The following is a 26462-nucleotide window of genomic DNA, read 5'->3' as shown; positions in this document are numbered from 1 at the left end:
TTGCTAATTCGATGTCCTATGCTCCCTGAATTGAGGGCGAATAATCCCCCACAAGATAAGGCCGATTATAGCCCCCACGAAAAGACCGACTAGCGTTCGTACCACACTCACTTCGATAGGAGTATGCAAGTGGCAGAAGGTGTTGACGATGCTTGCTTGTCCGATGGCGGCGGCGAAACCCAACAGCGGAACGAATCTCCATTCGCTTCGCAATGCAAAAATCAAACCTAACACCAAAGCGGGATTACCCAAAAAGATTTCTTTCGTCCGTGGCCGTTCGGGCAAGATTTGGTCGAGGATTTCTCGCGCTCGGAGTTCCCAACTCGAAACAGCAGTCGGGGATTCGTTTCCTGTACGCACGACTAAAATGATCAGTGCGAGAAGCAAAACGATAATCACAGCGATGTCCAACCAACGAACTTCTTTTCCTAATAAGGAACGCATAGGTACTTGTCGAAAGAGGAAGACGCTTCCTATGATCACGGGTGGAAGGATATGCGCTAATTTCACCCCGAGAAATTGATCGGCTTTTATCATGAAGGGCAAAGAAGTGAGCATTCCTGCGACGTGCAGCCCCCCGAAAATGCTTATGAGGCTGATGCCGATATAAAACAGGCTCCAATAACGTTTTTCTCCCGAAGAGATGCGCGCAAAGCCCTCCAACATTGCCCATGTAGGGAAGGAAATCGCGGCGATAAGCGCGCTTATTTTCAAAGCGAATGGAGAAAACCAAATGGATAAAGTAATCACCAAAATAACGAGCGCTATGAGCGCTTTCCATGGCGTGTGAGGAAGCAGAACTTCCACGAGCCAAATTGCGAGAAGTGCGGTACCCAAAGCCAAGACGAAACGAAAAAGCGTGGGGATTTCGGGCGAACGCACCGAATTAGGATTTTTCGCATCGTAACCTTCCGCTCGCAGAGAGTCTCTTATGTTCGAAATAAAACTTCCGAATCCTGCTAAAGAACTCTCTTTGCTATTTCCGGGGGGGCGAAGATAGCAGACTCGAATGTTGCGCTCCGTGGCAGCGCGAACGTATCTCTCTTTAATTGTAGAGATTTCGTTTTGCGTCATTTCCGCTGGCAAAACGCTATGCACGCGGAGAACGTTTTCCGGTGCGACACGCAGATAAACACGGTCTCCCGCTTGATTTGCGAATTCGACCGACCCGTACCAGATTCCGGCTTTTTGCAATGCGCTTGCAGCGAATTCCGCTTGGTCTCTCCATCCTAAAACTTGGTCTTGCTGGAAAATAACTCCTTGCGCTTTTACAGATTGCATTTCTCCTAAGATTGCGCGAATCATACGGTCGCTATTCACCGGTGGATTTCCTACGCGAACGATGAGGGCTAATCCCGAGTTTTGTATCGTTCGGCAAATCGTTTTATCGAAACCGACTCCGTAAACGAGTATCTCATTCAAAGAGACTGGCAAAGAGATTTCCGTTCCGCTTTCATCGAAAAACAAAGTGTGCGATTGAGATTTTGTTTGTTGAAGACCGCCGTAGAGAGTTTTGATTCTTTCGAACAGTTCTTTATCGTGGACGAGAAAACCACGTTTCGGTTTTACTGTTGGAACGATTTCTCCTGATTCTTCTAACGATTCGAACGTTTCTTCGCTTACCACGACGGCGGTTAATCCCGCAGATTTTAATCGTTGCAAAGCATCCGTGAACGAAACACCGGAAAGCGCGGCACAAAGTTCGATTTCCTCGATTGGCGCAGCGAGGTGAACGGCTTTTGCCCGCGCTTCCATTCGGTAGCGAACGATTCCGATACCGAATGCAACGAGGGAACTAATTCCTAAACAAATCCATAGCCATTTCGGAGCACGATATCGTTCCATCTAATACACTCCGGGACGCAAACGACGAGCGCGTTCTCGATTCCCAGTAAGCATGACGATTATCATTCCCGCCAAGAACCCACCTGCATGCGCCCAGTTCGCAACGCCAATCTGAGGAGAAAATATTTGAAAGACGAACCAAAGAGTGAGCATTACCCATGCGGGAACATAAAAGGTCCAAAAGAAAAGGGGGGGGATGATGACTTCGATAAGCGCGCCAGGAAATAACAACAGATAAGAGCCCATCACTCCGGCAATAGCACCCGATGCACCGAGCATTGGGGTTCCGCTATCGGGCATCACGATGATTTGCGTAAACGCTGCAGCGACTCCCCAAAAAAGATAGTAAAGGGCAAAACGCATCGCACCGAAATACACCTCTACTCTCGGTGCGAAAACAACGAGAAAAATGAGGTTCGAGAGAAGATGCGCAATGTTTCCGTGCAAAAAGGCGCTCGTGAAAAGCGTGATTAGAGGTTCTTTATCCCCTCCATAAAGAGCGCGAATCACGTCTACCGGTCGCACCGCGAGGTCAGTGAAAACCACCCGTTCACCGAAGAGCGACCATTCTCTGTCCCAGAGATAAATTACGATGAGGAGGATAACGAGGGTGTACGTAACGAAAGGAAATTCTCGCAGTCTTCCTCTTTCGCGAATAGGAATCATGTCCGAAGAGCAATAGCATAGCAGAAAGACGTGTGTATTTGAGTGTCACAGCGAGAAGTAAATGGTAGGAGCGCTGTAAGGCGCGATGATTTACCAAACTTGTAGGAGCGCCGTAAGGCGCGATAATTCAAACTTGTAGGAGCGCCGTGAGGCGCGATGGAGAAAAATGATTTTAGGGAAGACGAGTTAGCGAATTTCTCTTTCTATTAGAGGAAATGCTAAGTTTTTCTTCAAAAGTTATATGAAAAAGAAATTTTGTTGAAGGACAGAGGCGCGATTATTCATCAAGGTCAATGTTCGAGGGTTTGACCACTTCATTTGTCTGTTCTTCATTTGTCCGTTCGAATCACAGCATGTGTGTAGTTTTGACCTTCGGTTCGGCTATCGAAAAGGTTTTTTATTACGCTGTCTAATAACTTCGAGTCATTGTAGAACTTTCCCTTCCACCCGCAGCGATAGCATGTGTCATGAGAAGCGACATTGACGGCGTTGCACCCAGGGCATACTTTTATGGGCTTCGTACTTTTCTTCTTGCGCACATTCTTTTCTTTGGCAAAACGAAATGCCAAACTTAGCTTTTTCGTGAAAAACTCGTTCGAATTACAGGTTACTAAAGGTTTTATTTTTCCGCGCGAAGGAAAGACTCTACTGCACGACCAACGACCGCTAACGAGTCAGCGCTGCATTTATCCGGAGTGTCATCTAAGGTATGCCAGTACGGATAATCGAAATCGATGAGGTCCATGGTAGGAATACCTGCCTCGTTTAGCGGCACGTGGTCGTCAGAAATCCACGATTGAGAGGCGTTCGGAAAATATTTCCCCAATCCGATTTTCGCCGCATGAGCGTAAAAGCGCTCCACGAGCGAGGAAGCATAGTACACGCTGAACGATTCTTTCGGGATTCGTAGATTTTTATCCCCGATCATGTCGAGCAAAATTCCGTAAGCGTATAGACGAGGGTTCGTGGTTTTTGCGAAATATTTTGCGCCGAGAAACATATCGTTGGATTCTGGACCCAAGTCTTCTCCATCTACGAAAAGAAACGTAATGTTTACAGGGGGGGGATTTTCTCGGAATGCGCGCATGAGTTCCAGTAAAACTGCGACCCCGCTCGCTCCGTCGTTCGCTCCGAGGATGGGCTTGTTGCGTTTCGCGGAATCGAGTTCTTGGTCGGCGGTAGGTCGAGTGTCCCAATGTGCGACGAGGAGAATTCTTTTTTTCGCTTTAAAATCCATATCGGCAATAACGTTATACATTTTCAGCGTTTTACCATTCGTGCTCCAAGTGTGTTGAAATTCTTGGATGGAGACTTTATCCGTGTATTGCTTTGCCTGAGAGACTAACCAATCGCGCATTTTGATGTGCGCCTGAGTGCCCGAGTATCGCGGTCCGAAATCCGTTTGTGCTTTTAAAAGCGCGAATGCTTTTTCGCCATCGAACAGCGTATCGGATACGTTATGAAAAGCAGAAGAAGAACAACCGAATAAAAAAGCGGTTGCGATTAGCGAGCGATGTATCGTGGTGAACGCGCGATGTCCGTTTTGCCCTTGAGCACTTCGTCCAGCGTTTTCCCGACATTTCTTACGATTTTCGATTTGTCCCATATTTTGAAATATCCCAGCGCACCACGCGCTAAGGATTCTGGCATAGCCACCTCATATTGACGTGAAGGTTCTAAAAGAGAATCGCCAATTTTCACTTCGATTACGCGTTCTCTCGTAGCGGAAGGAGAGAAAATTACCGTTGCACCTGAGATTTGAAGGAAGGCGTTGCTGGAAGCGGGATAACTGGCTAAAGAACGCTCGAGGGCTTCCCGAATTTCAGCCCCGCTCAGACGCACGACGACAATTTCGTTGGTGGGATAAAGAATGAGAAAAGCCAGGTCTCCACCTGGGTCGGGTTGCTTCAAGAGTCCTGCTGGGAGGAAGGCTAAAGGGGTTTTTGCTGCCTCGCGTATCAAATCTGCTGCGGCTTGTGCGCGGGCGTGAGGTCCTGCCCCTGGGTCGTTCGAGAGCTGGGCGGACACAGGAATCGTAAAAAGGAAGCCAAGGAGAGCAATAAACGCGCGCATTCTTACTAATTTAGACACTCGAGGTTCTCTTGTGTTTCGCAACTTCTCACACTTTAACGTTGCGTTATTCAAATTATAACGCTTCGGAGGGCATATTACAAATCGAAGACTCCTTCTAAGGACAACCTCTGTGAAAAAAACGTTATTTTTTCCTGAGGTAAGCAGCGATAAACTCGTCAATCTCGCCATCTAAAACGGCTTGCACGTTTGTTGTCTCGTACTGGGTCCGCTGGTCTTTGACGAGCGCATAAGGCTGCATGATATAAGAGCGAATTTGCTTTCCCCATTCTGCCGACGTCAAATCTCCTCGCATTTGGTGGAGTCGTTCCTCCGTCTGGTTTCTTGCTAAAGCGGCGAGTCGAGCCGCGAGAATTTTCATAGCGGTGGCGCGATTTTTGTGCTGGCTGCGCTCGTTTTGACAACTTACTACGATTCCTGTAGGAATGTGGATGATTCTCACCGCAGATTCCGTTTTGTTGACGTGCTGACCGCCAGCTCCGCTTGCCCGGAAGGTTTCAATTTTCAATTCTTCGGGTTTGAGGTTAATTTCGGTTTCTTCGACCTCTGGCAGGACATTGACGAGGGCGAAAGAGGTGTGCCTGCGGTTCGTGGCATCGAATGGGCTAATGCGGACTAAACGATGAACGCCATGCTCCGACTTCAGATACCCATAGGCATAAGGTCCTTCGACGCGAAAAGTCACATTTCGAATTCCGGTCACTTCGCCAGGAGTCATGGATAGCTCTTCGACTTTATAATTTTTTCTTTCTGCCCATCGAGTGTACATTCGGTAAAGCATCCTCGCCCAATCGCAGGCTTCGGTGCCGCCTGCTCCTGCGCTGATTTCCACGATTGCGTTTCTAATATCGTATTCATCATCGAGGAGCACTTTGAGTTCGTATTCGTCGAGTTCACGCAAGAAGGAACGAATCATTTCTTCTAAGGAACGTTCCGTTTCGGGGTCGGGCGAAAGTTCGAGCAAGGCTTGCAACTCAGTGATGTCTTGCAGCGATTTGCGTAGTTTTTCGAGTGGTTCGATTCTCCCTTCTAAAGCAGAGAGACGACGCATTACCGCTTGGGCTTGCTTTGGGTTTTCCCAGAAGTCTGGTGCGTTAATTTGTTGACGAAGACGTTCGATTTCTTCTTTTATGGAACGTACGTCAAAGATGTTCTCCGATTGCGTCGAGACGACGTTTTGCTTCTGATAGCGCTTCCTGCACTTTGAGTTCGTACATCAGTACTTATTTTACCTTGCTTTGGGAGAGGAAAGCGTGAAATGGATTACCAGTAAGGAGGGAAAGTAAAGCCTGCGGAGTCGCCGTCTTCCGTGTTCACTTCGTCAATTCGCTTGGCTACCCATCCTTTTCCATTGTGCGAAAAGGAAATGGAGTATATATTTCGAAACGTTCCCCCCCATTCGCTCGTATCTTCAGCAATAAGGATGACTTTTCCTGTTCCTCGGAATGCGTACTGAACTTTGTAATAAAGTGGTTCTCCCAAGATTTTTTCGCTATAGGCGATGTATGAAATTTCCTCTTCGAATTCTTTACCTTTCCAGAATGTCAATACTTCGACCCAGATATAGGGAAGTGCGAAAACGATTATCCAAATCATGAGCAATCGTTGTGTAGCAGGATGCTCACCTAAAATCCCCACGCGTGTGAACCAAGCCCGGATGACCAAGATGCCGAAAGTAATCGCCAGGGAAACAAGCGCGTAGAAAATAAGCCCTAAAACCATCTCTCCTTATAATTCCGGCAGAAACGGCTTCATTTCTTAGGGTAAAGGCTGAAAAAATTTAACAAATTTTTATATAAGTTATGCACGTAATATTACGAGGATTTTGTACATTTTCGAAGATTTTTGTGTACAATAGATTTTATCCGGTTGTATTCCGGGTTGGCAAAAGGAGAGGCGCGGAGTTAGGGTTAATGTTCTCGGCTTCGCGTGAATGTGGAGGGACGGTCCACCACCCCGTCCCTCTCGCATTTTAAATAATCGGAAGTTTTATGCAGAAATGCATTTTCCAAGGGTCGTTCCTAAAAAATTATTTTTACGGGAAAAAAATAAGCCAAAGAAAATGTTTTCAAAAATCTATGGTATAAACCGTTACCGTGGATAAAACGGTAGGGAGTGCCTTGGAGGCTCTGCAAAGAGCCGGTGTTCGTGACGGAATGACGATTATGTGCGGCGGTTTCGGGCTTTGCGGAATCCCCGAAAACCTGATCAAAGGGCTGAGAGAACTGGGAGTCAAAGACCTAACGATTATCAGCAACAACGCCGGCGTTGACGATTTCGGGTTGGGAATCCTTCTGCAAACGCGACAAATCAAAAAAATGATAGCGAGTTACGTAGGAGAAAACGATATTTTCGAAAAGCAATTTTTGAGTGGTGAGTTGGAAGTCGAACTCGTTCCTCAAGGGACTTTAGCAGAGAGAATACGCGCAGGGGGAGCAGGAATTCCCGCTTTTTACACACCCACCGGTTATGGGACGGAGGTTGCCAAAGGAAAAGAGGTTCGTGAATTCAATGGACGCTGGTTCGTGCTCGAGACTGCGCTTACCGCAGATGTTTCTTTAGTGAAAGGATATAAAGCAGATAAATTAGGAAATGTAATCTATCGAAAAACCGCGCGTAATTTTAACCCTATGATGGCTACCGCCGGAAGAATAACAATTTGTGAGGTCGAAGAAATTGTCGAAATCGGGGCACTCGACCCCGAATGCATTCATACCCCTTCGATTTATGTGGACATGGTAGTGCAAGGGACTTTCGAAAAACGAATCGAACAATTGACGGTACGTGATTGAAATCGGGTGAGTCGGAGAAAGTAGGACAAGTAAATAAACCTAAGATTTAACTTCCTCATAGTTTTTACGGATTTGTAAAAATTTTTCCCGAACCATGCCTCATTCCCTCCCGTTCTAAAGTATAATGAGGTCAGACTTGGCTGGTCTAAAGGCTTATTCTGCTCGGCAGAGGTTCTTCGGGCAAAACGATACCGTTTTGTCCTTTTCCGGCTGAGTCTAATCAAATATCTAAACCTACAGCTGTATGGAGGAAAGTATGAGAAAAATAGCCATGGTTCTCCCCTTAGCAGCCCTCGCTGCTTTGGCTTATGGACAGGCAGAAAATCGTTTCCGCAATATGGATCCAGCCGTCGCTCAAGGTTATTACTATCCAAGCCCGAATGAGCATGGTGATGATCTTCTTCTCGGTGCAGGTTCGAGCAATACCGTTTACCAAATTTCATTTGCCGTTTGGCAGTCGAATTGGGCGCTCAACCCCACCGTGGATGTTCGACTTTATGAAGACACCAATGGCGATGGCTTGCCCAGCGCCGGTGAAATGAAAGTCGAAGCGTTAGACGTCCCTGTTATTGACGACGAAACCCTTATCACAGTGAAACTTGCTACCCCAGTGACGGTGGACCCGAGTAAGACTCTTTTTGCAACACTCGACTTCGATGTTAATGAAGGTGGCGCACCGGACGTGGGAATGCTTATGTACGACCCGCCCAGTGCAGGTTCGAGTGCAGACCTCTTCGTCGAGAACGACCCGAGTGCGGGTGGTTGGGGACAGTACTATTTCGGTGGTGCCCCAATTGCAAACTTCGGTGTTAGCCTCTGGACAGGCGCGGCGCCTGGCCCTGCTGTTTTTGATAACAGCCTAAACGATACCGGTTTCTTCTTCCCGCACAATACGGAGTATGGTGACTGGATATCACCCGAAGGTTCGAGCACAATGCGTGGCACGAATATCGATTCCGTAACAATCGGTTACTTCGCTGATTTAGCAGTGGAACAAGGTGACGAGAAAGTCATCATTCGTGTGTATCGTCATGATGGCGGTTCGACCACGAATGGCTTCCCGGCGCCGGACACCCTTCTTTATGAATCCGCGCCTCAAGACCTCGCTCCTGGTGGGCCGACCGAAATCACATTGACAGGTCTCGGCTTGAGTGTTCCGGATTCGTTCTATGTCACGGTCACTTTCACAGGAATGACAAATGTGGCTGGTGACTGGGCAGGGTTGGTGATTTTCAGCCCGCCGGTTGTCGGATGGAGTGAAAACTGGTTCGTGATCAAAGACTATCCGGGTTATCCCGGCTGGAATGCTTTCTGGTTCGGCGGTACTCCGGTAGCGAACTTCTACATGCGAGCGAATCAGTCAAGCGCGTCTGAATTCACAGCGAGCACGAAGGTTATTATCCGTGGTCAAGATGCTGCTGGTGATTTGTCCGACACCTACGTATGTGACAACATTTACGACAAGACGAACCGTGAGCGAACGCAATCGGTGACTGGCGTAAAGATTCTCGTTGCATATAAGGGACTCTCACCGATTAAGACCGGTGCGACCAACCTGCACATTCATACGCAGTTCAAGTCGAGTCTCGGTGGGGCAGCGTACTCGCTCATCTTGATGAAGAAGGACACTTCGGGTTCTACAGTCGTTAGCAGCGGCAGTGTCGGCACAATAGAGCTGAACATTGACGTTGATGCTCCTGGCGATCCGAACGTATACATCAAGGATTCGGATGGTGAAGTAGAACTTCGCTACGACTTGACGAAGACTGGCTTTGTTCCCAGCCTTTGGACGCTTGATGTTGATTGCTTGCATTTCACTGTCCAGTAATTTTTGAGAACTGATTCCTTTGTTTTGAAATGAAATTCGGGGTTGCGAAAGCAACCCCAATTTTTTTATTCTTTCTATATTAAAGTAAAAGCGCGGGTTTCCTAACAATTCGCTGCATAAAGTGAAAGAGATTTATGTGAAAGTGCCAATTGTGGATGAAGCGAAAAAGAATTACCCCCTCCGTAAGGTTCCCCCTGCTTACGCAAGGGGAACCGATTTTGTGTGACTTTATCCTGTGCACAAATGATTCATCCGAAGTACAAGCGATTATCCGGAGTACAAAATGCGCTTTACGACTTGTATGGTGTTCGCTGCATCTCCGGAGGATTGCGCTTTTTCCAACTCGTTTCGTTTCGCATAGATTTTCATCGCTTTTTTCATGCAGTTTGCAAAGAATTCCATGCTCAACCTCATCGAGACTACTTGCTCCGTGCGATACGTGAATTGGTCTTCTCCGAACCAACCGTCATATCCCGTGTCTATAGCCGCATAGCAGAAATCCACGAGTCTCCAGATGTCGTCCGTGCCAGCGATGCGGTCTTCGTCGTTGCTGTTGTATTTCGCACCGTTGATATGGAAATTCGCTATGGGCACACCGACGCGTTTCAACATATATAAAGAATCGGCAGGGGTGTTTCCGACCATTTGTTCGTGACCATAGTCAATCACTACACCCATCACGGTTTTGCCGAGATTTTTGTTGACTTCTAAAGCAACGATAGCGGCTTTTGCGACCGTGTTCACAATCATATTTCCTTCGCGAGGTTCTTTCTGTTTGGGTTCTGTTCCGAATTTGAGTCCTTTTTCATCGCATTTTTTTGCAATCTTCGTACATCCTTCGATATACCAATCGAAACGCTTTCCGTAGTTCGTTTCGAAGTGATAATCCCAACCGTCACTTCCAGGCCAGATGTTACATGACACACATCCGAGTTCTTTTGCAATTTCCACTCCTTCTAAACACATGGCGAGGGCATCTTTACGAACTGAAGGATCTGGATGCGTAATTCCTCCGAATTTCCATTTCGGGTCTGTCCAGGTATTCATGTTCATGTTCGTTGCTACGACATTGTGTTGCTCGAGAGCTTTCCGGGCTTCCTCGATTTTTTCTGGATCTTTGCCGTCTTTGCTGGTGAAAAGGACATTGTGAAATTCGATTCCTTTGATTCCGGCTTTCGCAACGCGAGAGATTTGAGCAGGAACACTGTTGTCGAAATTTATGTTGCTGTTGTAGCCCACGGGACAAAACCTATCGTAAAACTCGCCTGCACACCAATGTCCCGCGGCGAATTTGATGCCGAAGTCGTTCAAAAACTCATCCACTAAAGAGCCTTCGAGGTAGTCAGCGTATTTCGTTTCGAGTAAGCGAAGGTTTTGTTCATTGATGTTCATATGAACCTCCTTTTTAGCGATAGAAGTCGCATTTCATTTATTCAACCCAAGGGCAAGCGTGAATTTCCTATAGCGAAGTTATACTGCCTTTCGGGTTTCCAATAGCATAATACTGGAGTGCCGTACCCTTCGTGGTTTTTCCAGATAGGGAAATTTCCGCTTGCATTGGTAATGTTTCTTTTTGGCCCAGTGCGGGTCGAGGGAAGAGAAAAGGTGCCGAAGAGTGGTCCTTTACTCGTGTTGGCGAATCATATCAGCGATTGTGACCCTCCAGTCGTCGCTTACGCGATACAAAGACCCGTTTATTTCATGGCGAAAGAAGAGCTTTTCAGGATTCGGTTTTTCGGTGGGTTGATTCGGTGGTTGCGAGCGTTTCCGGTAAAGCGGGGTGCACCTGATAGGGCTGCAATACGAATGGCGATGCATTATCTGGAGCGTGGAGAGGCGGTCGTAATTTTTCCCGAAGGCCAGTTGAGTGAATCGGGGCAGTTGCAGCCGATTCAGCCGGGGGCTGCGATGATTGCGCGCATGACCGGTGTTCCGGTTTTGTGTGTGGGTCTGCGAGGGACGAATCGGATAATGCCTTTTCGTTCTCTTATTCCACGTCCTGCATTCGGGGGGGTTAGAGTGAGAATCGGGGAGCCGAAAAGATTTTCGAAGGAGACTTCGACGGAAGAAATCGTGAAATGGATTCAGGAAGAACTTACTCGTCTAACCCTGGAATGAGAAATATTCTTCAAATTGTTAAAACTCTGTAAGTTTCGGGTCGCACGTCATGCCCCCCCAGAAGGGTTCGATGATTTTTCCGTTTACGATCTTTCTGGGGCGATCGTTCGACATTTTCGCTGCTTTCGCGTGACTATCTGCGGCAATCAAAACGACATTCGCTTGGAATGCGAATTTGCTTTGGTCGGTTTGGTTGCCGCTCAATGTTCGTTTAACGGATAAATATTCTTTATAATGCATTCCGCTGTTGTGCATAATCATATCTGCGCACGTCCATGTATTCCACCATTCGTCTCCAGAAAACCATGTGAATCCCGAAGCGCTTTCTGCAATAAGCATCGTAGTCGCTGGATATTCAATCATCGAAAAGTACGCATTGAGAGCGTCGTCATAATCTCCTATCACATCGTAATTGATAATGTAAGTCGTATAGGTAGCGCGGTCCACTCCCCAGTAATCGGGGATTGGATAGGGTTCGTCATAGGCAGGGCATTTGCGCACAATCATGTTGTTGACATATGGGTTGACCCAATCGAGCCATGTGTACCATGCATCTTCGTCGGTCCAAGGGTAATTGTTATCTGGGCGTGTCATCAGACGATCGTCATAGTCGCCGGCATAGAGCATAAGTGCTTTACCCATTTGATTCGCGTTGTTTAGGCAGGCAATCTGTTTCGCTTTCTCCTTCGCACGTGCAAAAACGGGGAATAGGATGGCGGCGAGAATGGCGATAATCGCGATTACGACGAGGAGCTCGATCAGGGTAAATGCGGTCTTTCTAGAGGTCATCGCTTGCTCCTAATTTTCAAAAATCCTCTAACTTTTTTGAATTATACAACGTAATTTAAGAGTAACCAAGGAATGTTCACACCATGGTAATTTGAGTTACAATAAAAGTATGGCAATCGCGGAAAAGTACCCCACAGTCGTTGACATACTCGGCTCGAAGGCTCAGGATTTACTGGGTCATACCTGCAAGACGATTCCCAAGGAAAAACTTCACCTTCCAGGACCGGATTTCGTTGACCGTGTCGTCGCTCAGTCCGACCGGCCCAATAGAGTGCTTCGAAGCCTTCAGACTATTTTCAATCACGGCAGACTGGCAGGGACTGGCTATCTCAGCATCCTTCCCGTAGATCAGGGAGTAGAGCATAGCGCAGGAGCCTCGTTTGCGAAGAACCCGGATTATTTCGACCCGGAGAATCTCATTCGTCTCGCCATCGAAGGGGGTTGTAATGCGATTGCAAGCACGTTAGGGGTTCTCGGCGCGTGCAGCAGAAAATACGCGCACAAGATTCCGTTCATCGTAAAACTCAATCACAACGAGTTGTTGACCTATCCGAACAAATACGACCAGATAATGTTCGCTGGCGTAGAACAGGCATGGGAACTCGGTGCTGTCGCGGTGGGGGCGACGATTTATTTCGGAAGTGAAGAGAGCGGGCGACAAATCGTCGAAGTGTCTCAGGCTTTCGCACGGGCGCACGAACTCGGGATGGCATGCGTTCTTTGGTGTTATTTGAGAAACCCTGCTTTCAAGAGAGACAAGGATTATCACGTTGCAGCGGATTTGACGGGTCAAGCGAATCATTTAGGAGTAACCATCGAAGCGGATATCGTGAAGCAAAAACTTCCCGAATGCAACGGAGGGTATCTAGTGTTAGGGCAAGAAAGTCCTTATGGAAAGACGGACAAACGTGTTTATTCGGAATTGACGAGCGACCATCCGATCGATATGGTGCGCTATCAGGTAGCGAATTGCTACATGGGTCGTGCTGGCTTGATTAATTCGGGGGGGGTATCCGGAGAGAACGACTTACAGGAAGTCGTTGCGACCGCAGTGATTAACAAGCGGGCAGGTGGAATGGGTTTGATTTCCGGCCGCAAAGCATTTCAGAGACCATTCGAAGAGGGCGTAAAGATACTGAACGCGATACAGGACGTATATTTGAGCAAAGAGATTACCGTGGCGTAATTTCAGTTTTTTTTCATGGATGATTTTCTAAAACAAAGAGCCAAAGATTTTTGGGAAGAAGCTGATATTCTCAAGAAGAACCGTAAATATAATTTAGCGGCATTTCATTTAGAACAAGCGTGTCAGTTATGGTTGAAATATTTAATTCAAAAAAACACAGGGGAATTCCCGAAAACACACAGTTTCGAGAGATTGATTAATGAATTCGTAAGAGTTTATCCTGAGAGTGAACCTTTGAGTGTCTTTTTTCATAAATCCCCCCTTTTTTTCAGTACTTTAGAGGATGCTTACATTACGAGCCGTTATTTGCCTAAGGAATACTCAGAGGAACTGATAGAGGAAATTCAGAAATACGCAATCGAGTTCATAAGAATAACAGAACAAATAACCGGAGAAAAGTTTGTCGGATAAACCTTCGCATTTTGCCATCCTTTCTGATATCGTACACGAAGTTCGAGAACATCAAAAGAATTATCGAGCTATTGCAGTCGAGGTCAAAAAAATTGCTGAGTCTCTTTTAGGGAGTGTAGAGGTTATGGTTTTCGGTTCTGTCGTGAAGGGGAAGGCAGGACCGAACAGCGATATAGACATTCTTATTCTTTCTAAAAATATGCCTAAAGATTATCGTGAGCAACTGAAAATAAAAGCGCAAATCCGAAGTCATTTTCCCATGTTAGTTCCCTTGCAACTTCATTTAGTCACTCCAGAGGAATACGAGCAGTGGTATAGTCGTTTCATCAAAGAAGATTACGAAAAAATCTGATTTCAAATTTTTGAATTTCTCAGGATGAAGGAGGCTGCGATGTCGGTGCTGAAGGAATTTCGTGAATTCGCCATGCGAGGGAACGTGATTGACCTCGCTGTGGGTGTAATCATGGGTGCGTCCTTCGGGAAAGTCGTAGATTCCCTCGTGAAAGATATCATTATGCCGCCCATTGGATTGATTTTGGGAAAGGTGGATTTTTCTGAACTTTTTATCAATCTTTCTGGCACGAAGTATGCGAGTTTAGAGGAGGCGAAGAAAGCAGGCGCAGCGACAATTAACTACGGGATTTTTATCAATAACGTGCTGAGTTTCTTTATTGTCGCAGCCTGTGTGTTTTTCTTAGTGAAATGGATTAATCGCCTGAGGAGGAGTTTGGAAGCGCGTGAAGCGCTTCCTTCACCGCAAACGAAAACGTGTCCTTATTGTGTTTCTCAGATTGCCCTTGCAGCGAAGCGTTGTCCTTACTGTACCTCGGAGTTATAACCCTCTCGCGAATTTAATTACCTTGGATTTTTCCTAGTGCTTCCTCTGCTCGAGAATACTCAAAAGAATTCGGGGGGGCGACACCCATCGCACGGTGGAGTTCGATTTCCGCCTCCACGTTCCGACCTTGAGACAGTAACTCGAGTGCGAGTAGAATCATCGTATCCGCTGCTTCACGACGAATCTCTTGTGCAAACAGAGGATAATTCGAATAACCAAGTCTCCGTATTTCTGCCATCCATTCCGTTTGCAACTCCTTTTCGTGTTCGACAATTTTTTGTAAGGTATCTTCGTAAGCGTCGCGCGAGTTTTCGTACAGAGATATCCGTTCAGGCAGAGCTTGATTCTTTGCCGCTAATTCTTTATAGGCGCGAGCCAGATGCAAATGCGCGAAAGGGTTCTCTGGATTTTCTTCGACTGCCAATTGGAAAAAGTCGTGTGCGCGCTGTAGTTCTCCTCGTGAAGAGAAGGTTTCTCCTTTACGAATGTAAATTTCCGAAAGTGCGCTGCTTATGATGTTTCGGAACTTATCCGAGCGCGAAGAGTCTTTTAGACGCAACAGTCTTTCGATACCTTCATCGTAATCTCGATTTGCGATAGCAATCGCTTCTTCGACGGAACGGCCGATTCTTTCTTCATCCCACCGCAAGTTCTGGTGACGTTCTGCAGCCGTGTTCAAAGCCATCACTCCGATGACAGCAAGCGCGAGAAGAACCCCACCGAAGAACACGACCAGAAAAGTCTTTTTCAAAAAATCCGCAGCAGCAGGACTCAAGAGAGGTTTTCTTGGGGGGGGACTAAACCAACCAGGCGGGAAGGGGGGGAAAGAGGGAGGATATTGCTGTGTTCCGGGGGGGTACTGCTGACTATATTGGCTTGAAGGTTGACCGTAAGGTTGTCCGTAGGGTGTTCCTGGCGTTTGTTGCGAATAAGGGTTGTAAGGTGCCGGATGTTGACCAGAATAGGGACCTGGTCCGTACGGACTCGGCTGTGGATAGGAGTAAGGTTGCGACGTTTGAAACAAAGAGGGGGGGGTTTGCGCTAAATACGGGTCGGACTTCAGTGCTTGTAAAGCCTCTTCGATGGCGCGCTTCATTTGTTTTGCCGATGCGAATCGCTCTGACGGTGATTTGTCTAATGCCTTCTTAATGATATGAATGATGGGATAACTTGCATTCACCGGGTCGGGGGGGTCGACATGCATAATCGAATGACTAATAGCGACCACGTTGTCTCCGGTGAACGGTTTTCGTCCGGAAATCGCTTCATAAAGAACGATTCCACAACTGAAAATGTCGCTATGAGCATCGATGTCTCGACCGACGATTTGTTCCGGCGACATATAACTCGGAGTGCCGAAAACCTGCCCGTCGGCGGTTAATGAGGGTTCGAAGGTGAGTCGAGCGATGCCGAAATCCGTTAGTTTGATTCTGCCGTCCGGAAGAAGTTGGATATTTTCAGGTTTGATATCTCTATGGATGATTCCTCGTTCGTGTGCATAGGCGAGAGCGTCCAAAACCTCGCATAAAATCTTGCACGCCTCTTCTTGGGGAAGAGCGCCTCCCGCATCGAGACGATTGCGAAGGGTTTGCCCTTCCAGATATTCCATGGCGATGTAGTAGCGACCGTTTTCTTCGCCGAAGTCGTAAATCACGACGATGTTGGGATGAGAAAGCGACCCTGCGGCGCGCGCTTCCCTCTTGAATCGCTCCAAGCGCTCTTTTTGTTGACGCTCGCTCACTCCTGGGGGCATGAAGAGTTCCTTGAGCGCCACTCGGCGGTTCATCTCGGGGTCGTAGGCTTCGTAGACAATGTCGTTGCTCCGGGCAATTTCCCGGATGATTTGGTATTTGCCGAGCGTGGAGGAATGCGTGCTCACGTTCTGATTACTATTATGTGTAACTCCTTGGGGCAGGTTTTGGTTTCTATCGCGCCTAGCGGCGCTGACGTTTTTTATATCGCGCCTTACGACACTCCTATGTTTTATTTCGCGCCTTACGGCGCTCCTACGATAGAAACGATAAGAAAAACCTTTACTCTACCGTTACGGATTTGGCTAAGTTGCGTGGTTGGTCTATATCGCAGCCTCGCAAGCGGGCGACGTGATAGGCGAGGAATTGATACGCCATCACGCTAACCAGAGCGGCGATGGGGTGAGAATCTATATGAGGAAGATGAATCGCATAATCCGCAATTTCAGTAGTAATCGAATCTCCTTCCAAGAGAATCGCAACCGTGGTGCCCCCCCGTGCTTTTATTTCTTTGATATTGCTTATGACTTTTTCTCGAGTCAGCGGATTGGTCGAACCGAAAATCGCGACGACACCTGGTTCTACTAAAGCCAAAGGCCCGTGTTTCATCTCACCCGTCGGCGATTCTTGCGTAGGGATATAAGCGATCTCTTTCATTTTCAGAGCGCCTTCCATAGCGACCGCAGCGTCTGCACCGCGTCCGAGGAAAAACATGAGATTCGTTCGATAAATCTTTTCTGCGATTTTGCTGATAGGTTCGTCTAATTTCCGAGTGGAATCCAATAAGTCTGGGAGGCGTTGGAGTTCACTCGTTAAGAGTGCGAGTTTTTCGTTATCGGTGTTTTTCAAATGACCCAAATAAAGAGCGATGAGGGTAAGGACGGTCGCTTGAGCGGTATACGCTTTCGTGCTGGCCACACAAATTTCTGGACCTGCTTGCGTATAAAGAACGGCGTCAACTTCGCGTGCAACCGTGCTTCCGACGACATTCACGATCCCGAGCGTTTTAATTCCTTTTTCTTTCGCCAATCGAAGGGCGGCAATCGTATCTGCGGTTTCTCCGCTTTGGCTGATTACGATGACCAAATCGGTTTCGTGAAGAATGGGGTTGTTGTAACGAAATTCACTTGCGTATTGCACTTCGACCGGTATACGCAGAAGACCTTCAGCGATGTACTTTCCCAAGAGTCCTGCATTGTAAGCAGTTCCGCAGGCAACGATAACGAACCTTTCGAAACGTTTCCATTCTTCGACCGAGAAAGTATCCGGAAGCCGTATCGAGCCATCTTTCAGAAGTCTTCCGCTTAAGCATTGTCGTATTGCAATAGGTTGTTCGTGAATTTCTTTTATCATGAAATGTTCGTAGCCGCCTTTTTCTGCTGCTTCGATGTCCCAATCTATGTATTGTTTATTCGGCAATTTGGGGCGACTTTCGGCATCTTCTAAATAAATTTCGTTTTGTGTAAGAACCGCCAAATCCCCTTCTTCTAAGATGATTACTTCTCGTGTGTAGGGAAGAAGTGCAGGAATGTCACTTGCTAAGAAATTTTCCCCTTTTCCGATTCCGATAACTAAAGGGCTGGCATTTCGGACTGCTACGATTTTGTCTGGTTCATCCACGCATAAAACGACCATTGCGAAAGCCCCCCGGAAACGACGAATCGCACGCCGAACAGCCTCCACGATTTGTCCGCATTTCTCGTACTCTTCACCGATTACATGAGCCGCAACTTCCGTATCGGTTTCGCTGCGAAAAACATGTCCCTTTTCTTTGAGTTCTTTCGTGAGTTCGTAATAATTTTCGATAATTCCGTTGTGAATGACAGCGATTTTTTCGTTTTGGTCGTAATGGGGATGCGCGTTTGAATCCGTCGGTGCGCCGTGCGTTGCCCATCGCGAATGCGCCATTGCGATATGCGACGAGGGTTTTCTTTCATCGATGAGCGAACGCAAGTTTCTGAGTTTCCCTGCGCTTTTCAGGACGTCAATTTTGTTATTCGTTCGGAAGGCTATGCCTGCGCTGTCATAGCCTCGATATTCCAAACGGGTGATTTGGTCGAATACGACCGATACTGCCTCCCTCGGTCCGATGTAGCCTGCTATTCCACACATAGTAATAAGAATATCTCGAAGGCTGGAAAGATTGCCTGCATACGGATTAGACGCCTTCGAAGGGGACGAAGAAGCGAGGAAACTCCTCAGGTTTCTGTTTCCCTTCTATGAAGTCGAGGAGGAGTTTCCCGAACCAGATCGTGAATTTGAACCCGTGCCCGGAGCATGCACTCACGAAATGTGTAGGTACTCGGTAAGGGAGCCTACCGATTTGGAAATCCTCGTTCGGAGCCACAGTGTAAAGGCAAGTATAAGCGTCTTTCTGGACAACGTTAGGCGTAGAAATTGCTCCTGCTCCCAGGCGGAATCGAGCGCACTCTGCGATTTCAGAAAGCGTTTGTAGGTCTATTGTTCTTTCGGGCGAACTTGGATCGAAAACAGGACCGTAACGGTGAAGCCCGATTTTGAATCCTCGACCGTAATCCGGGAATCCATAAAAATGGTCGGGGCTGGCTTCGACCCAAACAGGGATTTGCTTAGCGAGAGGTGCATCGAAATAGACAAAATGCTGTAAGCGCACTTCGACATCGAGAGGGGCGAATTTTTTTATCCATGCGCCGGCGCAGATGGCTATGGCGTCGTACGATTCTTTGCCTTTTCTCATGAGGACGTTCCCATCGGGAGAGATTTCCGCTTCCATTTCCTCGAAAATTTTTGCGCCGTAGCCTTGCGCGAGTCGAAGATTCGTTTCGATGATTTTATCGGCTTTCAAAACGCCTGCTTCCGGTTGGAATATTGCAACTTCTTCGTCTCCTAAATGAAAACCACCGAATCGTATTGCGACTTCCTTCGCAGAGAGTTCTTCGAACGGAACTTCGTTTGTTCGCAGGCTTTCTTTCGTTCGAATGAGCCATTCGGATGAGGGTTTACCGAAAACGAGTATTCCCGTCTGGACATGCAATGTTTCTTTTGCTTCTCGCTCGAGTTCGAACCATAAAGGATAAGTTTCGTTCATCAGAGCGGTGTAATACGGGTCGGGATAGGATTTGCGGATGATGCGCGAAGTGCCGTGGCTGCTGCCCTTATCGTGCCCAACGCGAAATTGTTCGTACACATGCGTTTCATGACCTGCTTTTGCGATGAACCTTGCCGCGGCGCTTCCGACCCCCCCTGCGCCAATGATCGCGACCTTCATGTCTTCTTTTCCAGGGGGGGCAAGGTCATATCCGTGCTGTGACCAGGGAAGACGCTCACGTGCGGGTCAATATATTTTTTTGCGAAGTTGACTGCGACACATACCTCTCCCACCCCTGTTGCAATCAAATCGAGTTTTCCTTCGTGCGTGCAGATATCTCCTGCGGCGAAAACCCCCTCTAAATTCGTTTGCATTCGTTGGTCTACGACGATTTTATTTTTTTCGAGTGTAAGATTCCAATGTTTGAGAGGACCGAGCGTGGTTTTGAATCCGATGCAAACGATCAATCTGTCGCAAGGGATAGTCGTTTCCGCATGGGTTTTCGTGTTTTTTACTTTTACTGCTTTTAAATAACCGTCACCGAATAATTCGGTAACGACTTCCCATAATCGCACGTTAGTGGGGGTGGCGAGGAGTTGTCTCACGCTGTGTTCGTGTGCTCGGAATCGGTCGTTGCGATGAATCAAAGTGATTTCGGAGGCGACTCCTTGGAGATTCAAAGCCCAATCCACCGCACTATCCCCCCCTCCTACTATGACGCAGCGCTGATTGCGCATAGCCTCTTTGTTTTTTACTCCATAACTCAAGCCTTTGTTTACGAATTCGTCTTCGTGTTCGATTCCTAATTTCGTCGGAGTGAAAGAACCTACACCCGCGCAAATGATAACCGTTTTGGAGAGATGTTCGGCTTTGTTCGTCGCAAGGACCCAGATATCTTTATGCCTTTCGAGGGTTTGGCATTGCTCCCCTAAAGCGTAAGTGGGATGGAATCGATTCGCTTGGATAATCATCTGATGGGCGAGGTCTTTCGCATAAATCTCCGGAAACCCCGGCATATCGTAAATGAATTTTTCCGGATAGAGCGCAACGAGTTGCCCCCCCGGTTCATCGAGAGAATCTACGATTTTCACTTTCATGCCGCGAAGCCCAGCATAAAAAGCGCCGAATAAACCGACAGGACCGGCACCTATGATGGTGGTATCGAAGATTTCATCCTTCTTCTTAGATTGATTAGGAGAGTTTGTCATCTATAGGATACTTTTTCGAGTCTCTGCTGTGGATGCCGGAACGGTTGTTTCGGTTTTGTCTTCTGCGCTGAATTCCGTTTTCCAAATCGGCACTTCGGTTTTCAGTTTTTCGATGAGGAAGCGACAGGCTTCGAATGCTTGCTCTCTGTGCGGGCAGGCGGCGATGGTGACTACTGCGATCTCACCTGGAAAGAGTTCTCCTAAACGGTGCACCATTCCCACTCTTCCGCCCCACCGCTGTTCGGCTTCACGGGCGATTTTCTCCATTTCTTTTATCGCCATCGGTTCGTACGCTTCGTAAAATAATTTCGAAGTAAGCCGACCGTCGGTAATGTCTCGCACAACCCCTAAAAAGATTGCAACCCCACCTAAAGAAGTCTCTTCGAAAGCACTTCGTATCGTTTCTACATCTATAGGTTCGTACTGAAGGCGAATCATAAATTTCCCCCACTGACGGGCGGGATGACTGCGATCTCAGCGCCGCTTTCTATTACGTCGGTCTCTTTTGCGAATCGTTGGTCGAGGGCGATACGGGAACCTTCTATCCAGCAGTTTTTTTTCTGAAGTTCCGAGATGAGTTCCTTGACCGTGATAGGAGGTTGGAGGTCGAGAGATAGGGAATCACCATGACGCATTCTCAAGCCTGCGAAGAGTTTAACCGAAATCGGCACTCCTTCATTTTATCTTGTAGGAGCGGTTGTAGGACACCTGTAGGAGCGCCGTGAGGCGCGATTTAGAAACTCTGCGAAGGTGCGATAAATGTAGGAGTGCCGTAAGGCGCGATTTTTGAAAAGATGTCGAAATGGTCGGTGGGATAATATTTTGAAGTGGAATGGATACGGGAACTGCCCGATAAAGTCGAGGAGGCGTGCCGCTCGCTATTCGAGGCATTGCCGCTCGATAAAGCAATGGCGGCATTAGTGCCGAAAGAGTCGCACGATAAGGAAATCTTAGAACTCGCAGAGCGAGTCGTTCGCTCGGATGCTTTTGCAGAACTTCTGGAAGCGCAGGCGGGGATTTGGCTATACGTAGACGAATTAGAACGCAGTCATAAAATTAGCCAAAATTTGACGACGCGCGAGGGGATGACGTGGCATGGCATTATGCATCGCAGGGAAGGAGATTTCGGAAATAGCAAGTATTGGTTTCGTCAAGCGGGGTTTCATCAGGCGTTGAAAGCGATTCCCGAATACGAGCCTTTTCATTTTATCGATGAGTGCGCGAGAAGATATTTAGAAAATCCGCATGAACTGGTCGAGATGCAGCGAAGGGAGTGGGTAGCGATGTTCGTTTGGTGTGCGAAGCATGGACATTAGACCAGACCCTCATCGTGAAGAACGAGAAGTTCCGAATACGAGCGAAGGGGGGGCTTTTTCGGAACATGAAATAGTCGGGGGAGCACGCGAAACCGAGCAGCCGAAAAGCCATGTGTGGCAGTGGTTGTCAGGGATAGGCGTCGTCTTAGCGTTTTTACTCGCAAAAGGAAAAGCATTGCTTCCTGTTTTGAAGTTTTTGAAGTTAGGGAAGATTCTCCCCACAGCGGGTTCGATGCTTTTGAGCGTTTGGTTTTATGCAATGGCATTCGGTTTTTGGTTTGCATTGGGTTTCGTGCTTTCGATTTTCGTTCACGAGATGGGTCATGTGTTTGCGGCATGGAGAAAAGGCGTTCCCGTGACTCCGCCTGTTTTCATTCCCGGAATGGGAGCGTTCATTTTACAGAAACGCGCGGCGAAATCCGCTTGGGACGAAGCAATCATCGGCATCGGAGGTCCGATTGGGGGGGCAATTGCGGCGCTTTTTTGTTTGGGGCTCTATTATCTTACGGACAGTTTGTTGATGTTAGGTCTTGCCTATACGGGGTTTTTGATTAATTTGTTCAATTTAGCTCCGATATTCCCTTTGGATGGCGGATGGATCGTGGGTGCGATTTCCCCGAGGCTTTGGTTGGTCGGGACGGTTCTTCTCGCGGTGTTGTTTTTTGTCGGATTCATTCGCAATCCTTTCATTTTGCTTCTGCTTATCCTTTCGATACCGAGGCTCATTCACGGTCTGAAAAGTGGAGAAATGCTTTATCCCGAAGAGAAGAAAGAGCCCACTACGAAAGAGCAGAAATGGATTTTGGGGTTCGCCTATCTCGTCTTAGTCGTCTTTCTTGCGGTTTTGGTTGCGGAGACGCATCTGGAGCCAGGGGAGATTAGAAGATAAGGCTTATTGACATTATTAGAGTCTAGGCAGTCTCACTTAATGTCATTAGGGAATGGAATATCGTTTTTTTGAGTTAATTTTTTTGACTGTAAGCGAGCGTGAAGAAACTTGTAATTCCTTCGACATAATTCGAGTAACCAGTCACTATGACCATACCTGAAGGGCTAACAGATATAGACCGTGGGTTGTCTTCCGCGTTATTCACCGGACTCCCGTAACGGGCGACCCAAATTCGATTACCCGATGGAGAGAACTTCAACGTTGCGCATTGCCAAACGCGCTCCTGCGTTTGTGAGCGTCCTGTTACATAAACATTACCATCTTTATCTAAAGCAATTGCGAATGGGTCGTCCTCTTTTCCATTGTCGTATGTTTTAGCCCACTTCAAAACGCCGTTAGTGTCGTATTTAAGAAGTAAGTAATCGGAGAGGTTGCTCGTAGCAAGTTCAGCATGTAGGGAAGCTAGCACGTAGAGGTTTCCACTGCTGTCCAAAGCCATTGCACGGGCTCGTGTGTCTACATTATCGCCACGGCTATATCTTCGCTCCCAAAGCAATCCAGCCGGTGGATTATATTTCAGTGAAAGCACATCCCATTTTTTTAAACTTTTTCGATGAGAAGATGCGACGACATATATATTTTGCTGGGAGTCAACCGCTAAACCTATTGGTATTTCACTTGTACTATACGAGGAACTATACTTATTAACCCAGTTACCTTTTGCCGTAATTATCTTGTAAGCATTTATACCGTTACTATCCATTTGTGCCCCTACCACAACGCGTTCTATTGTGGAATATTTCTGCACTACTTCAATTCCTACACCGAATTCACGTAGCAACGTATTTCCGTATAGCCTTACGGAATCTAAGGTTCCGTCTTTCGTTAAAATTATTTCAATAAAATCTTCGCTTATTTGAACGCCATCAGTGTTCCACGCTGAGCCGACAACATATACTCTGCCATCTTCTGATATTCCAAGCGATCTTGCAATATCATTCCAATGAGCGGTTCCATCGTACGTAAACCCCCAGACCAGATCTCCGGTAGGAGTGTATTTCAATATAATCATGTCGTTGTAAGTTGCAGGTGTTCCTTCTGAAGTTCCAGCAACGTAAATATTTCCATCTTTTCCGATTTTCATGAACGTCGGTGCGTCGAAACCATTTCCTTCGCCGTCGTAGCGTCTTTCCCAAAGGATTGTTCCCGTGGGGGAATATTTCAGAAGTACGATATCTTCGTCACCGTCTAAGCCTATCGATGCTCCAGTGACATAGATGTTCCCTGAACTGTCAATTTGGGTTGCTACTGCGGCGCTGAATTTATTAGCGGCTCCTGTGTAATACGCCACCCATTCCTGATGCACTTGACAAACAACATACGCTTTAATTCCGAAGGTAACAATGAGAAAGGTAAAAAGTTTGAATATTATTTTTTTCATTATTAACTCCTCTTTTAGTCAACGATTGCTTTTGCAAAAAAATCATTAATTGCCACATCTTGTCTACTTTCTTCGAAATCATAATCGGGCCGGAAAAGAAAGGGATAACCTTCCGCAGTCCAATAAGCAGTCGGTTTGCCGTTCATGTCATATCCCGCGAAAGGATCGGTGTATTGATCAGTTTTGGCGAATTCAAGAGTGCCACCCAAAGGTATGAACCGAACAGTGCCGTCCACCGAGAGAAAATGCGCCCCACGTTCATAAGACCACATGGAATATGGGGCGAATATAACGCCATTAAAATATTCATTTTGAAATTTTTTATACATGCAATCACTGGGAGGCACATTAGATCCGCAATACAAAGCTGGGTTCGAAAGAGCGAAGCCAAGCAACTCTGCATGACCCAAACCCTGCCAAATTAATGGCAACTTCGATGGATTTGCGACAGATGATTTAGGCAATAAATGTAACAATCCATTATAAGTGTATGTAGAGCTTGCATAATCTTTTTTCTTTTTCTCATAATCTACGTCTTTCTCTTTTACTTTAGTAACAGCGGGGGCAGCGAGAACGCGGTAATCTTCGATATAGGCTTGAGTCGAGTTGCACCACGCACGACTATAAGTGAATTCTTTGTAAGCATCTGTTGACATCCTCCATCCGGCAGGAACTTCTATATAGTAATTCCAGTAAACATGAAATTCGTCCATCCTATATGCATATGGAAAATGTTCATCATTCGCTTCCGTATATAAATTGAAACCCTTTGATAAGTTTTTCAAACGTGTGATAGCAACTACCTCACTCTGACCTTGACCACGTAGAATAGGAGCAAAAAGTAATACTATTAGCGCAAAAAGAAACGCACAAGAGAAGACTTTCTTTAATTCTTTCATTTTTTTCCCTCTAGCAAAGTGTCACCAAACGACCCCATGGGGGCTACACATTTATTTTGACTCGCTGTATTTTATGTTTGTTCCCGAAGGTTGTTGTAGGAGAACCTATCTAGAGGTAAGTAGACAAAGATCTACATAATATAAAGATATATAGTAAATATTCGTCTACATTATTTAAAAAATTTTTTTCAAAAACCTTTGCACAGTTTGTGATTTTCTATGATATTATGTGTGTGTTGAAGTTTTTAGAAACCTCGAAATGGGCATACGGGCTATGAAAACGCTGTTTTTGACCGCATTTTTATCTTTGGTCTTTGTTGGCTGTATACAAACTGGTGCGAGGCATTCCAACAGCATTTCCGTGGCTGGGGGGGGGGTAGCTAGCCTCGATGGACTCGTCCTCATAAACTTACGAGGGGAAGAACATCCTGCTGAGGAGGTTCTAAGAGATGCCAAGGCAGTGTTTTTCACCTGTGGCTGTGAGCCTTGCAAAAAGGAGGCAAGTCGTGTATCTCATCTCTCGGACCAGATTGCATGCATTTCTTATCTGAGTATCGAGGAACTGGGCGAGTTTGTTCGAATAGTAGGTTGGAAAGGGGAAGTATGGCGAGACCCAGGTATGGTAGTGGAAAATAAACTTGGAATCTTTGACTGTCCGAAATTTATGGTTAATGAACAAGGAAAGATGCGCATGTGTAATGTAAACGAACTGAGGGCATTTCTATGAGGAGTACGCCAATCATAAAACTTTTTCATGGAGAAGTCCCGATGTGGGCATTCATAGGTCTTGCTGGGCTTGTACTTTTTGAACTAGGTTGGTTGAGAACTCAATATTTTTTATCGGCATTACCAATTGGTCTTTCAAAGACGCAAGTCATGCGAATGATGAAGAATGACCCACCAATGGGTTCCTATATACATATAGACGGAACTTCCCAAACAAGGCATAACATATATTCTTTATATACAAGAATGTGCATGTAACAAAAGACTCCTTGAACCTTTGCTGAATGCTTTTCCGCCAATGTGGCATCTGTTAGTCGTATTACCTGTAGAGGAGACAAAAAGTAAGAATTTAATTAAGAGAATTCCAGCTGGCTCTAAGATTATATTAGATGGAAATATGAGTATTCATAAAGCGCTCAACGTATGTTTCATGCCTCGCTCATACCTGCTCGATGAAAACGGAAAGTTAATTTGGAAGCAAACAGAACACGATATCCCTTTGCAGAAAGCATTAGCGCAAGCAATCGAATTTTGGCATGATAGGTATCGCGCCTCACGGCGCTCCTACGAAACGAAAACAGCAAATCTAAACTAAGGAGAC

The 26462-nt window shown here is 46.7% G+C and carries 29 protein-coding genes; 12 read left to right on the top strand and 17 right to left on the bottom strand.

The features are described 5' to 3' along the window. Positions 1-3: 3 nt before the first annotated feature. From VNK96_09155 to prfB, 6 genes are all read right to left on the bottom strand, one after another. Positions 4-1845: a DUF5693 family protein gene (locus VNK96_09155; protein ID HWP31870.1), complete on the bottom strand. Its 1842-nt coding sequence runs from the start codon at positions 1843-1845 to the stop codon at positions 4-6. Beyond that, positions 1846-2511: a rhomboid family intramembrane serine protease gene (locus VNK96_09150; GenBank protein ID HWP31869.1), complete on the bottom strand. Its 666-nt coding sequence runs from the start codon at positions 2509-2511 to the stop codon at positions 1846-1848. It lies immediately after the preceding gene. Between the two features lie 329 nt (positions 2512-2840). After that, on the bottom strand, positions 2841-3050 hold the full coding sequence (locus tag VNK96_09145) for a hypothetical protein (GenBank protein HWP31868.1): 210 nt from the start codon (positions 3048-3050) through the stop codon (positions 2841-2843). Positions 3051-3130: 80 nt separating this feature from the next. Continuing rightward, the gene (locus VNK96_09140; protein HWP31867.1) at positions 3131-4117 is read right to left on the bottom strand and encodes a M28 family peptidase; all 987 of its coding nucleotides are present in this window, start codon (positions 4115-4117) and stop codon (positions 3131-3133) included. Then, positions 4015-4602 carry a 5'-nucleotidase gene (locus tag VNK96_09135; GenBank protein ID HWP31866.1) on the bottom strand — a complete coding sequence of 196 codons (588 nt, stop codon included), beginning with the start codon at positions 4600-4602 and terminating at the stop codon, positions 4015-4017. Before VNK96_09135 ends, VNK96_09140 begins: the two co-directional genes overlap by 103 nt. 124 nt (positions 4603-4726) lie before the next feature. Beyond that, complete coding sequence (prfB, locus tag VNK96_09130; protein HWP31865.1) at positions 4727-5722, bottom strand: peptide chain release factor 2; 996 nt, start codon at positions 5720-5722, stop codon at positions 4727-4729. Between prfB and VNK96_09125 the strand changes: the two genes are divergently transcribed. Further along, on the top strand, positions 5660-5809 hold the full coding sequence (locus VNK96_09125; GenBank protein HWP31864.1) for a hypothetical protein: 150 nt from the start codon (positions 5660-5662) through the stop codon (positions 5807-5809). The two genes, prfB and VNK96_09125, sit on opposite strands and share 63 nt — an antisense overlap. 56 nt (positions 5810-5865) lie before the next feature. Here VNK96_09125 and VNK96_09120 read toward each other — a convergent pair whose 3' ends face one another. Next, entirely contained in the window at positions 5866-6324 is a 459-nt protein-coding gene (locus VNK96_09120; GenBank protein HWP31863.1) for a hypothetical protein, read from the bottom strand. Positions 6325-6698: 374 nt separating this feature from the next. Between VNK96_09120 and VNK96_09115 the strand changes: the two genes are divergently transcribed. After that, positions 6699-7394, top strand: a complete 696-nt coding sequence (locus tag VNK96_09115) for a CoA transferase subunit A (GenBank protein HWP31862.1) — start codon at positions 6699-6701, stop codon at positions 7392-7394. A 256-nt stretch (positions 7395-7650) separates the two neighbouring features. After that, positions 7651-9222 carry a hypothetical protein gene (locus VNK96_09110; GenBank protein ID HWP31861.1) on the top strand — a complete coding sequence of 524 codons (1572 nt, stop codon included), beginning with the start codon at positions 7651-7653 and terminating at the stop codon, positions 9220-9222. A gap of 267 nt (positions 9223-9489) precedes the next feature. On the opposite strand, the gene VNK96_09105 is transcribed toward VNK96_09110, so the two are convergent. Beyond that, complete coding sequence (locus tag VNK96_09105) at positions 9490-10614, bottom strand: sugar phosphate isomerase/epimerase family protein (protein ID HWP31860.1); 1125 nt, start codon at positions 10612-10614, stop codon at positions 9490-9492. A gap of 171 nt (positions 10615-10785) precedes the next feature. On the opposite strand from VNK96_09105, the gene VNK96_09100 reads away from it, so the two are divergent. Continuing rightward, on the top strand, positions 10786-11340 hold the full coding sequence (locus VNK96_09100; GenBank protein ID HWP31859.1) for a lysophospholipid acyltransferase family protein: 555 nt from the start codon (positions 10786-10788) through the stop codon (positions 11338-11340). A gap of 18 nt (positions 11341-11358) precedes the next feature. Here the strand turns inward: VNK96_09100 and VNK96_09095 are convergent, their stop codons facing one another. Beyond that, positions 11359-12129, bottom strand: coding sequence for a prepilin-type N-terminal cleavage/methylation domain-containing protein (locus VNK96_09095; GenBank protein ID HWP31858.1), 771 nt, complete (start codon positions 12127-12129; stop codon positions 11359-11361). A gap of 109 nt (positions 12130-12238) precedes the next feature. Here VNK96_09095 and VNK96_09090 point away from each other — a divergent pair, with 109 nt between their 5' ends. The 4 genes from VNK96_09090 to mscL are packed head-to-tail and all read left to right on the top strand — an operon-like array spanning position 12239 to position 14564. Then, positions 12239-13315 (top strand): class I fructose-bisphosphate aldolase, encoded by a 1077-nt coding sequence (locus VNK96_09090; protein HWP31857.1) that lies wholly within the window; start codon positions 12239-12241, stop codon positions 13313-13315. 15 nt (positions 13316-13330) lie between these two features. After that, positions 13331-13726: a HEPN domain-containing protein gene (locus VNK96_09085; protein HWP31856.1), complete on the top strand. Its 396-nt coding sequence runs from the start codon at positions 13331-13333 to the stop codon at positions 13724-13726. Continuing rightward, positions 13716-14078: a nucleotidyltransferase domain-containing protein gene (locus VNK96_09080; protein ID HWP31855.1), complete on the top strand. Its 363-nt coding sequence runs from the start codon at positions 13716-13718 to the stop codon at positions 14076-14078. The genes VNK96_09085 and VNK96_09080 overlap by 11 nt, the downstream gene beginning before the upstream one ends. Before the next feature lie 39 nt (positions 14079-14117). After that, on the top strand, positions 14118-14564 hold the full coding sequence (gene mscL, locus VNK96_09075) for a large conductance mechanosensitive channel protein MscL (protein HWP31854.1): 447 nt from the start codon (positions 14118-14120) through the stop codon (positions 14562-14564). Positions 14565-14577: 13 nt separating this feature from the next. On the opposite strand, the gene VNK96_09070 is transcribed toward mscL, so the two are convergent. The 6 genes from VNK96_09070 to VNK96_09045 all read right to left on the bottom strand — a co-directional run bounded on the left by VNK96_09070 (position 14578) and on the right by VNK96_09045 (position 21261). Then, positions 14578-16443 (bottom strand): protein kinase, encoded by a 1866-nt coding sequence (locus tag VNK96_09070; protein HWP31853.1) that lies wholly within the window; start codon positions 16441-16443, stop codon positions 14578-14580. A 154-nt stretch (positions 16444-16597) separates the two neighbouring features. Next, complete coding sequence (gene glmS / locus VNK96_09065) at positions 16598-18427, bottom strand: glutamine--fructose-6-phosphate transaminase (isomerizing) (GenBank protein HWP31852.1); 1830 nt, start codon at positions 18425-18427, stop codon at positions 16598-16600. Positions 18428-18473: 46 nt separating this feature from the next. After that, positions 18474-19562: an FAD-dependent oxidoreductase gene (locus tag VNK96_09060; GenBank protein HWP31851.1), complete on the bottom strand. Its 1089-nt coding sequence runs from the start codon at positions 19560-19562 to the stop codon at positions 18474-18476. Next, positions 19559-20590: an NAD(P)/FAD-dependent oxidoreductase gene (locus VNK96_09055; GenBank protein HWP31850.1), complete on the bottom strand. Its 1032-nt coding sequence runs from the start codon at positions 20588-20590 to the stop codon at positions 19559-19561. The genes VNK96_09060 and VNK96_09055 overlap by 4 nt, the downstream gene beginning before the upstream one ends. Further along, positions 20591-21028: a molybdenum cofactor biosynthesis protein MoaE gene (locus VNK96_09050; GenBank protein HWP31849.1), complete on the bottom strand. Its 438-nt coding sequence runs from the start codon at positions 21026-21028 to the stop codon at positions 20591-20593. Beyond that, the gene (locus VNK96_09045; protein HWP31848.1) at positions 21025-21261 is read right to left on the bottom strand and encodes a MoaD/ThiS family protein; all 237 of its coding nucleotides are present in this window, start codon (positions 21259-21261) and stop codon (positions 21025-21027) included. Before VNK96_09045 ends, VNK96_09050 begins: the two co-directional genes overlap by 4 nt. 156 nt (positions 21262-21417) lie before the next feature. Here VNK96_09045 and VNK96_09040 point away from each other — a divergent pair, with 156 nt between their 5' ends. Beyond that, positions 21418-21906, top strand: coding sequence for a hypothetical protein (locus VNK96_09040; protein ID HWP31847.1), 489 nt, complete (start codon positions 21418-21420; stop codon positions 21904-21906). Next, on the top strand, positions 21896-22795 hold the full coding sequence (locus tag VNK96_09035; GenBank protein ID HWP31846.1) for a site-2 protease family protein: 900 nt from the start codon (positions 21896-21898) through the stop codon (positions 22793-22795). The genes VNK96_09040 and VNK96_09035 overlap by 11 nt, the downstream gene beginning before the upstream one ends. A gap of 73 nt (positions 22796-22868) precedes the next feature. Here VNK96_09035 and VNK96_09030 read toward each other — a convergent pair whose 3' ends face one another. Together VNK96_09030 and VNK96_09025 are read right to left on the bottom strand one after the other, a co-directional pair. Next, the gene (locus tag VNK96_09030; GenBank protein ID HWP31845.1) at positions 22869-24236 is read right to left on the bottom strand and encodes an SBBP repeat-containing protein; all 1368 of its coding nucleotides are present in this window, start codon (positions 24234-24236) and stop codon (positions 22869-22871) included. 14 nt (positions 24237-24250) lie between these two features. After that, a complete protein-coding gene (locus VNK96_09025; GenBank protein ID HWP31844.1) occupies positions 24251-25135 on the bottom strand; it encodes a hypothetical protein in 885 nt (294 codons plus the stop codon). Positions 25136-25409: 274 nt separating this feature from the next. Here VNK96_09025 and VNK96_09020 point away from each other — a divergent pair, with 274 nt between their 5' ends. Next, positions 25410-25862, top strand: coding sequence for a hypothetical protein (locus VNK96_09020; GenBank protein ID HWP31843.1), 453 nt, complete (start codon positions 25410-25412; stop codon positions 25860-25862). Positions 25863-26258: 396 nt separating this feature from the next. Continuing rightward, a complete protein-coding gene (locus tag VNK96_09015; protein ID HWP31842.1) occupies positions 26259-26456 on the top strand; it encodes a hypothetical protein in 198 nt (65 codons plus the stop codon). The last annotated feature ends 6 nt before the right edge of the window (positions 26457-26462 follow it).

It is taken from the genome of Fimbriimonadales bacterium, assembly GCA_035559795.1.
Lineage (GTDB): Bacteria > Armatimonadota > Fimbriimonadia > Fimbriimonadales > ATM1 > DATMAR01.
The sequence above is the reverse complement of the archived record's forward strand: the minus strand, read 5'-3'. Positions and strand labels throughout refer to the sequence as shown.